Origin of the sequence: Paracoccus halophilus, from assembly GCF_000763905.1 — a bacterium.
Classification (GTDB): Bacteria; Pseudomonadota; Alphaproteobacteria; order Rhodobacterales; family Rhodobacteraceae; genus Paracoccus; species Paracoccus halophilus.
Genome location: NZ_JRKN01000060.1, coordinates 1 through 8,134, shown reverse-complemented (window position 1 = coordinate 8,134; position 8,134 = coordinate 1). Strand labels below are relative to the sequence as shown.

Annotated in this window: 9 protein-coding genes and 1 pseudogene; 8 read left to right on the top strand and 2 right to left on the bottom strand. The window is 65.2% G+C overall.

Annotated features, from left to right (window positions below; all coding sequences use genetic code 11):
* Positions 1-86 precede the first annotated feature (86 nt).
* The 7 genes from IT41_RS18680 to IT41_RS18650 are packed head-to-tail and all read left to right on the top strand — an operon-like array spanning position 87 to position 5,404.
* Positions 87-494: an Ldh family oxidoreductase gene (locus IT41_RS18680; protein WP_036744188.1), complete on the top strand. Its 408-nt coding sequence runs from the start codon at positions 87-89 to the stop codon at positions 492-494.
* The gene (locus tag IT41_RS18675) at positions 484-885 is read left to right on the top strand and encodes a RidA family protein (RefSeq protein ID WP_036744186.1); all 402 of its coding nucleotides are present in this window, start codon (positions 484-486) and stop codon (positions 883-885) included. The genes IT41_RS18680 and IT41_RS18675 overlap by 11 nt, the downstream gene beginning before the upstream one ends.
* Before the next feature lie 6 nt (positions 886-891).
* The gene (locus IT41_RS18670) at positions 892-1,797 is read left to right on the top strand and encodes a fumarylacetoacetate hydrolase family protein (RefSeq protein ID WP_036744185.1); all 906 of its coding nucleotides are present in this window, start codon (positions 892-894) and stop codon (positions 1,795-1,797) included.
* Positions 1,794-2,543, top strand: coding sequence for an SDR family NAD(P)-dependent oxidoreductase (locus IT41_RS18665; protein WP_036744183.1), 750 nt, complete (start codon positions 1,794-1,796; stop codon positions 2,541-2,543). Before IT41_RS18670 ends, IT41_RS18665 begins: the two co-directional genes overlap by 4 nt.
* 3 nt (positions 2,544-2,546) lie before the next feature.
* On the top strand, positions 2,547-4,097 hold the full coding sequence (locus tag IT41_RS18660) for an FAD-dependent monooxygenase (RefSeq protein WP_052081791.1): 1,551 nt from the start codon (positions 2,547-2,549) through the stop codon (positions 4,095-4,097).
* 9 nt (positions 4,098-4,106) lie between these two features.
* Positions 4,107-5,084, top strand: a complete 978-nt coding sequence (locus IT41_RS19625; protein ID WP_052081790.1) for an amidohydrolase family protein — start codon at positions 4,107-4,109, stop codon at positions 5,082-5,084.
* Positions 5,081-5,404 (top strand): cupin domain-containing protein, encoded by a 324-nt coding sequence (locus IT41_RS18650; protein WP_052081789.1) that lies wholly within the window; start codon positions 5,081-5,083, stop codon positions 5,402-5,404. Before IT41_RS19625 ends, IT41_RS18650 begins: the two co-directional genes overlap by 4 nt.
* A 44-nt stretch (positions 5,405-5,448) precedes the next feature.
* On the opposite strand, the gene IT41_RS18645 is transcribed toward IT41_RS18650, so the two are convergent.
* Positions 5,449-6,273 carry a universal stress protein gene (locus IT41_RS18645; RefSeq protein WP_036744182.1) on the bottom strand — a complete coding sequence of 275 codons (825 nt, stop codon included), beginning with the start codon at positions 6,271-6,273 and terminating at the stop codon, positions 5,449-5,451.
* Between the two features lie 319 nt (positions 6,274-6,592).
* On the opposite strand from IT41_RS18645, the gene IT41_RS18640 reads away from it, so the two are divergent.
* Entirely contained in the window at positions 6,593-7,561 is a 969-nt protein-coding gene (locus IT41_RS18640; RefSeq protein WP_036744189.1) for a 3-hydroxyacyl-CoA dehydrogenase, read from the top strand.
* A gap of 259 nt (positions 7,562-7,820) precedes the next feature.
* On the opposite strand, the pseudogene IT41_RS21790 reads toward IT41_RS18640, so the two are convergent.
* A pseudogene (locus tag IT41_RS21790) lies at positions 7,821-8,134 on the bottom strand (hypothetical protein); the annotation flags it as partial.

The window sequence follows — 8,134 nt, the reverse complement described above, 5'->3', positions numbered from 1 at the left end:
TCGGGCAGCGTGCTGATGGTAGTCTCCGACATGTGGCATATCCCTTTCTCGGCTGAGAATTGACGGCGTCTGAACACCGCCATGATATGCCGCCCCTCAGGGCATCACCAACTTTCGCGCGTTACTCGGATCTGATCGGCGGCGGCCTGTCGGGCGGCGGCATCGGCCCCGAGGTGAACGGCCTCTATGGCGATCCGTCGGTGGCCTATGGCTGCACGGCGTTCTTTCTGGCCATCGATACCGGGCATTTCACCGATCCGGCGGTTTTTGCCGGGCGTACCGCCGCGGCGCTGGAACGTGTCTCGGGCTCGAAGCGCGCTCCGGGGACGCAGCGCGTCTTTGCGCCCGGGGAACTGGCCGCCACGGCCCGCCGTGCCGCCGGCCGGAACTGCAAGATTGCCGAGGCCGCGCGCAAGGCGCTGCTGGCCGAGGCGCGACGGCTCAATGTCGCGCTATCAACCCTGAAAGACGAGGAGATGATCCATGAAACGTGAGATCCAGTCCGAAAAGCTGGCAGTGCCCAACGGCCATTTCAGCCAGGCGACGATCATCGAGGCCAAGGGCCGGCTGCTGTTCATCTCGGGCATGACGGCGCGGACGGCCGACGGCGCGGTCGCGGCGATCGGCGATGCCGAAGGCCAGACCCGGCAGGTATGCGAAAACATCAAGGCGGCGGTTGAGGCGGCGGGTGGCAAGCTCGAGGACATCGTTCGCGTCGATTGCTATTGCAAGGATATCCAGCGCGACTTTCAGGCCATCCACCGGGCGCGGCGGGATTATTTCCACGCGCCGGTGCCGGCCTCGACCATGGTCGAGGTGCCGATGATGGTGAATCCCGACTACCTGATCGAGATCAACGCCATCGCCGTGCTGCCGGCGGAGTGACGGGCGATGCGGCTTGGAACGGTTGAATTTCGGGGCCGCGCCCGCGCTGCGCTGGCCGAGGGCGATGAGGCCGTCCGCCTGTTGCCCGAGGAGGCGGGCGATGTGGTCGGGCTGATCTCGCAGGGCCGTGCGGCCATCCAGACGGCCGCACAGCAGGGCCAGAGCGTGCCCTTAGGCGAGGTGCGCATGATGGCGCCCATCCAGCGGTTTTCCCGCGACGTGCTGTGCACCGGCTGGAACTACTGGGACCATTTCGAGGAAAGCCGGGGCAAGCGCGAAGGGCAGGACGTGGATCGCCCCAGGGCACCGACCTTTTTCACCAAAAGCCCGCATGCGGTCATCGGCCCCTATGACGATGTCGCGCATGATCCGCATATCTCGGCGAAATGGGACTATGAGGCCGAGGTCGGGCTGGTCATCGGCCGGAAATGCCGGAACCTGACGAAATCGAATGCGCATCAGGCGATTTTCGGGTATTTTCTGGCCAACGACACCTCGCAGCGCGATCTGCAGCGTCGTCACGGCGGGCAATGGCTGAAGGGCAAGTCCATCGACGGCACCACGCCGATCGGGCCATGGATCACCACGCCGCATGAGGTGGAAATCGAGGATGTCCAGCTTGAGCTTGAGCTGAACGGTTCCGTCATGCAATCTGCCAGCCTGCGGCAGATGGCATTTCCCATCGAGGAACTGCTTGCGGAACTCAGCTTCGGCATGACCCTGATGCCCGGCGACATCGTGATCACCGGAACGCCGGCGGGGATCGGCAATGCCCGTGAACCGCAGATATTTCTGAAGCCGGGCGACGAGATGGTCGTCCGTGCGACGGGGCTGGGCGAGCTGCGCAACCGGGTCGTGGCCGCCGATCTGCATGAGGGAACGGATGTGCAGAACATGAGTGAGCCGTCATGAAGGTGACATTCGACGCCAGCGGCGATGTGATCGTGATCACCGGCGGCGCCAATGGAATTGGCCGGGCGCTGGCGCTGGCGGCGGCGCAGGCCGGGGCGCAGGTGGTGGTGTGCGACATGGACCGGGCCGCCATGGCATCATTGCGCGCGGCCGATCCCCGCATCGCGGTCGAACAGCTCGACATCTCGGATCGCGAGGCCGTCCGGCACTGCATCGGCGGCATCGAGAAACGTCATGGCAGGATCGACGGCATGGTCCTGGGTGCCGCGATCCAGCCCCGGACCGAGGCGCACGCCATGGATGCGGACGAATGGCTGCGGGTCATGAGCATCAATCTGAACGGCGTCGTCTGGTGCTATCAGGCGGCCGTGGCCGGCATGATCGCGCGGCGCAGGGGCGCGTTCGTCACCTTCGGTTCGGGGCTGGCGCATCAGGGCTGGCCGAAAGCCTCGGCCTATGCCGCCAGCAAGGCCGCGCTGATCGCATTCGCCAAAAGCGCCGCGAAAGAGGTGGCCGCGCACAGGGTCCGCTTCAACCTGATTTCACCGGGCGTCATCGACACGCCGCAATACCGTCAGGCCAATGCCGGGGCCGACGATGCAAGCTGGAAGGGATCGCTGGGCGTCGGCGGGCCCGGCGATGTGGTCGGCCCGCTGATGTTCCTGCTGTCGGACGCGGCGACGATGACGGCCGGCATGCTCAGCCGCGACTATGCCTATCCGGCCGACGATCCCGCGGAGGACTGATTCATGACCAAGCCGATCATCATTGCGGGTGCCGGGCCGGTGGGCCTGATGATGGCGCTTGCCTGCAAGTTCTACGGTCTCGATTTCGTGCTGCTGGAAGAGGACGACAGTTTTTCCTCCGACACCAAGGCCGGCACCATCCTGACCCGCACGGTCGAAGCCTGCCGCCGCTATGGCCGCGATGCCGATGTGCTGGCCCGGGCCCTGCGCCTGGACGAGATCGGCGAGCTGGAGCGCGCCACCAACCAGCGCCGCACCTCGGTCCGGCTGGACCTGCTGGCCGATCAGACCCGCTTTCCTTTCGTCCTGAACCTGCCGCAGCATCATTTCGAGCCGGTCCTGGCCCAGGGTCTGACCGGGCCACATGCCGATGTGCGGCTGAACCACCGCGTGACCGGCTTCAGCCAGACCGGCGACGGGGTGAGCGTGACCGCCGACGGCCCCGATGGCCCGGTGCGGATCGAGGGCAGCTATCTGATCGCCTGCGATGGCGGGCAGTCGCAGATCCGCGCCAGGCTGGGCGTCGAGGTCGAGGGCCAGACGCTCGACGTGAAATACATGCTGATCGACGTCAAGGCCGATCTCGATGTGCAGAATCCGCGCGACTATCCCTATCTGGCCTATTTCTCGGACCCCGAGGAATGGATGATCCTGATCCGCCAGCCGCATTGCTGGCGTTTCCTCTATCCGCTGGAACCGGGGGTGGACAGCGTCGCCCCGGCCGAGCTGGAGGCCAAGGTCCGCCGTTTCGTCGGCGATGTCGGCGGGCTGGAGCTGCTCAACACCATCGTCTATCGCGTGCATCACCGCGTCGCGACCCATTGGCGCGAGCACCGGGTGTTCCTGGCCGGCGATGCGGCGCATCTGATCACGCCGATGTGGGCGCTTGGCATGAATACCGGCGTTCTGGATGCGCTCAATCTGCCCTGGCGTCTGGCCTGGGTACAGCGGGGCTGGGCCGAGGATGCCCTGCTTGACGGGTATGAGCGCGAGCAGCGCCCGCTGGCGGTGCATGGCTCGGGCGAGATGGCCGAGGCGGCGCGCAAGCTGATGGGCGGCGAGGTGACCGCCAGCGGCATCGAAAGCAGCTCGGAATGGGCGCTGGCGATGACGCGCTCGCTTCTCGGGGTGCGGCTGGATGTGGATGGCCGGAACGACTGGTCCATCGTCTGCAAGGGGCCGCAGCCCGTCCAGCCCGGCAGCCGCATGCCCGATCTGCCGCTATTCGACGGCAATGGCCGCCGCATCCATCTGCATGATCTTTGCGATGACAGCTTCGTGGCGCTGCATTTCACCGATGCCCGCCGCAAGCCGCGATTGCCCGATGATCTGCCGGGGCTGAAAAACCTTGTCGTGTCGAACTGGGATGCGCCGCTGGAGTCCGGCCTCAGGCCGCGCGCGCTGCTGGATGTCGGCGGCAAGCTGTTCGCGGCCCTCGGCTGCGCCCGGGATACGGTCGTGCTGCTGCGCCCCGACGATCATGTCGCGGCGATCCTGCCGCTGGCGCCGGATGCGGTGCACGACACCTATCGCGCGATCCTTCGGGGCGGATGAGGCCGACCCATGTCCCAGCCCATCGCGCTTGATATCCACGCCCATCTTGTCCCGGTCGATGCCGACCGCCTGCCCGATCTGCCGGGCGTCGGCTGGGATGGCGCGCGAATGGAAATCGACGGCCACAAGCTGGGCGTGGCCGCGCTTTACCGGCCCCGGGCGCTGCTGGACTGGATGGATCGCGAACAGGTGGCGCATGCCTGGATATCCGCGCCGCCGCCGACCTATCGGCAGCATCTGCGGGGCGATGAGGCGCGCCGATGGTGCGCCTATCTGAATGACGGGCTGGCCGGGATCGCCGGCGCCCACCCGGACCGCCTGACCGCCCTGCCCCATCTGCCGACGCAGGACCCCGCGCTTGCCGCCGATATCGCGCGGCTGTGGGGCGGGCCGGGGTGGCGGCATTTCTCGATGCCCGCCGGCACCGGCGATGCGCGCGCCCTGTCCGAGCCGGAATTCACCGGGCTCTGGGCCGCGCTCGACCGCATCGGGGCCACGGTCTTCATTCATCCCGGCGAATGTGCCGATGGCCGGTTGCGCGCCTTTTATCTGCATAATCTGCTGGGAAATCCTTATGAAAGCGCGGTGGCGATCAGCCATCTGATCCTTGGCGGCGTGTTGGAAAGGCATCGCAACATCACGCCCTGCTTTGCCCATGGCGGCGGCGCCTATCCGATGGTGGCGGCAAGACTGCAGCGCGGCTTTGACAGCGCGCGCCCGGATGTGGATGGACGGGCCACCCCGCCCGACAGCCTGCTGTCGCGGATCCATGTCGATTGCATCTGCCATGCCGAGGCGCCCCTGCACCTGGCTGAACAGGTTTTCGGCCGGGGCAATGTGCATTTCGGCTCTGACTGGCCGTTTCCGATGGGGTTGCTGGAACCCGGGGCGCAGCTTGCCGCGCTGGACCCCGAGACCCGCAAGCGGATCCTGCAAACCAATGCCGCCGCGCTGACTGGCGTTCCGAACAGGGAGAAAGACGAATGAGCAAGGATATCATGCCCGAAGGCACGAAGTTGGGGCCCGTCGGGTCCGAGGTCATCTATGAAAACGATCTGGTGCGTGTCTGGTCGCTGCGCCTTCCGGCTGGGGCGACGCAGGACTGGCACCGGCACGATCTGGACTATCTGGTGATCCCGATCGTGCCCAGCGACAACAATGTGATGGTCTTTGCCGATGGTCGCGAAAAGCCCACGACCGAAACCCCGGGGGATGCGCTGTGGCGTCAGGCCGGCCCGCCCCACAAGCTGGAGAACCGCGGCACGATCGACTATCAGAACGTGCTGGTCGAATTCAAGAAAAGCTGACGCAGGCACGCGGCATGCCGCGGGTCCCGCGCCAGCGTGGGATCCTAGTGGGACAGCAGAACCGGCACGGATTTGTTCTGCCACAGCGTGTCGCGGGTTACGCCGCCGAACAGATCCTCGCTGAATTTCGAGTTTTCATAGGCGCCCATCACCAGCAGCCCGGCATCGACCTCGCGGCAATAGCCAAGGATCCTGTCGGTGACGGATTGCGAGCCGCGCTCGATTTCATGCCATTCGGCGTCGATTCCGTGACGCTGCAACACGGTGCGGACATCGATGCCGGGCAAGGGCTTGCCCAGCTTGCTGCCGGCGACAGACAGGATCGACACCGAGGGACGGCCCCGGAGCAGAGCCAGCGAATCGCGCAAGGCCCGCGTCGCGGCGCGCTGCCCGTCCCAGGCAATGACGGCGGGTTTCGACAGGCTGCCGGCATCGGCGCCGTCGGGCACCACAAGGATCGGCAACCCGCTTTGCAGGGCCACGAGATCGGGATGAATGTCGGTGCTGGATCGGTGGTCGGGCGGCGAGGATACAACGGTCAGATCGAACATGCGCGCATAGTTCACCAGCGTCTGATCCGCCGTCGCATTCGAATTGATCCAGTGCACGCGCCCGGCATCCAGGCTGGCGCCGGCCAGCGCATGGAATTTCTCGCGGATATCGCCATTCTTTTCGTTGATCGTATCGGTGATCTGCGATTTCAGCTCGCCCGGGAACCAGCCGGGAACGCCCAGCTGGCTGAGGCCAAGCCGAAGCGGCAGGATGCCGGTCAGATGGGCTTCGAAACGCCCCGCCACATCGACCGCGTGAGCAATCGCCGCGGCAGAGGGTTTTTCCCCGGTACAGGCGACCAGAATGCTTTTGATCATCGCGAGATCGTCTCCCGTTTCATGGTTGGATCACGCCGCGATCCCATCTCCGGCCTCCCCGCGGCCCAGTCGGCAATCAAAGATATGCTTGTTAAAATATCACAGGAGATATCATATTTCAACAGATTGTCACATCGTCTTTTGAAAGCGCAGCCTTTTCCTCACCTGCGAGAAATATCGCCGAAAGCTCATGCTCGGGCCAGATCAGCATTTTTTTCCTCATGACCCGGATGTAGGCTCGGGCGCGAAAGCGATCCGGGAATTGACTCGCGGAACGGTTCCGCGCGGCTTCCCGGGCCTGCAAAAAAGGTGGAACATCATGCATCCCTCACAGAATCTCACTGTCGTCGGAACCGGTGTCCTCGGTGGCCAGATCGCCTGGCACTCGGCCTACATGGGCAAGACGGTGGTCGCCTATAACCCCGACCCGGCCGAGCTGGAGAAATGCCGCCAGGCCCATGCGCGCCTGGGCGAGACCTACAAGGCCGATCTCGGATCCTCGGATGCGGAGATCGAGGCGACGAAGGCGCGCCTGAGCTACAGCACCGACCTTGCCGCCGCGGTGGCCAAGGCGGATATCGTGATCGAATCGGTGCCCGAGATCCCGGCGGTCAAGACGGCGACCTATCGCGATCTGGCCGACGCGCTGCCGGCGCACACGCTGCTGATGAGCAATTCCTCGACGCTGATGCCGAGCGATTTCGCCCAGGCGACGGGTCGCCCCGAGAAATATTGCGCGCTGCATTTCGCGAACCTGATCTGGAAGCTGAACCTGGTCGAGATCATGGGCCATGCCGGCACCGCCGACAGCACCTACGAGACCGCCGTCCGCTTCGGCATCGAGATCGGCATGGTGCCGATCCCGGTCGCCAGGGAGAACCCCGGCTATGTGCTGAACGCCTGGCTCGACACGATGCTGAACGCGTGCCAGACCCTGGTGACCAACGGCGTCTCGACGCCCGAGGACGTGGACCGCACCTACCTGATCGCCAATCGCGGCGCGACCCTGCCGCCCTTTGGCATTCTCGACGTGATCGGCATGAACACGATGAAGAACATCTGGGCGTATTGGGGCGAAAAGCATGGTGACGCGCAGATGCTGCGCAACGCCGAATATCTCGACGAGCATTTCATCTCCAAAGGAAAGACCGGCGTCGCGGATGGCGAGGGCTATTACCGCTATCCCGATCCGGCCTATGCGGCCGCGGATTTCCTTGCGATTCCGGGGCTGGACAAGGCCGCCGAGATCGCGGCGCTCTGTCGTCAGGCGCCGGAAGGCGGCAATTAGGCCTCGCTTGGCGCGGCCAGGTTAGAGGCCTTCCGTTCGGCCATCGCCACAATCGCCGGAAAAAAACACGGCCCAGATGATCCGTAAGTCTGATGGCCAGTGGATCCGGGTGTTTGCGGAACCGGCGGCGTGATTGTGCCTCGCAGTCGGTCGCTATCAAGCGGCAGCGAACTGTGCGGCCGAGTCCGATTTCGTCGCACCCCACCCCGTCTGGCTGGTCGATGACATGTCCAGAACGATCCTGCCGCCGACCTTGCCGTCATGCAGGTCGGTCACCAGCACGCCCTGCGCCCCGCCATCGGTCTTGCGGCGATCGCGTCCTCGTCCATCGCATGACCGCCACCGCCACGCCGAGCCGTCTTGCCAGATTGCACCGCCCGGCGCAGATGATCGGTGCGACCTCGGCGAAACCGATATTCTGTGGCAGATGGGCGACATAATCCGAATCGGCGAGCAGATAATCGGCGAAGCCGCCATTGACCATGAACGCGGTATAGACTTGGCGTTTCCCGGCCGCCGAGGCAGTGCCTGCAATAGCCGCAGGCGCTGTGCAGCCCGGGCACCCCGCCCCGG

Coding starts and splice junctions, on each gene's coding strand:
- IT41_RS18670 (WP_036744185.1), top strand. CDS start 892: ATGCGGCTTGGAACGGTTGAATTTCGGGGCCGCGCCCGCGCTGCGCTG.
- IT41_RS19625 (WP_052081790.1), top strand. CDS start 4,107: ATGTCCCAGCCCATCGCGCTTGATATCCACGCCCATCTTGTCCCGGTC.
- IT41_RS18645 (WP_036744182.1), bottom strand. CDS start 6,273: ATGATCAAAAGCATTCTGGTCGCCTGTACCGGGGAAAAACCCTCTGCC.
- IT41_RS18650 (WP_052081789.1), top strand. CDS start 5,081: ATGAGCAAGGATATCATGCCCGAAGGCACGAAGTTGGGGCCCGTCGGG.
- IT41_RS18680 (WP_036744188.1), top strand. CDS start 87: ATGCCGCCCCTCAGGGCATCACCAACTTTCGCGCGTTACTCGGATCTG.
- IT41_RS18640 (WP_036744189.1), top strand. CDS start 6,593: ATGCATCCCTCACAGAATCTCACTGTCGTCGGAACCGGTGTCCTCGGT.
- IT41_RS18675 (WP_036744186.1), top strand. CDS start 484: ATGAAACGTGAGATCCAGTCCGAAAAGCTGGCAGTGCCCAACGGCCAT.
- IT41_RS18660 (WP_052081791.1), top strand. CDS start 2,547: ATGACCAAGCCGATCATCATTGCGGGTGCCGGGCCGGTGGGCCTGATG.
- IT41_RS18665 (WP_036744183.1), top strand. CDS start 1,794: ATGAAGGTGACATTCGACGCCAGCGGCGATGTGATCGTGATCACCGGC.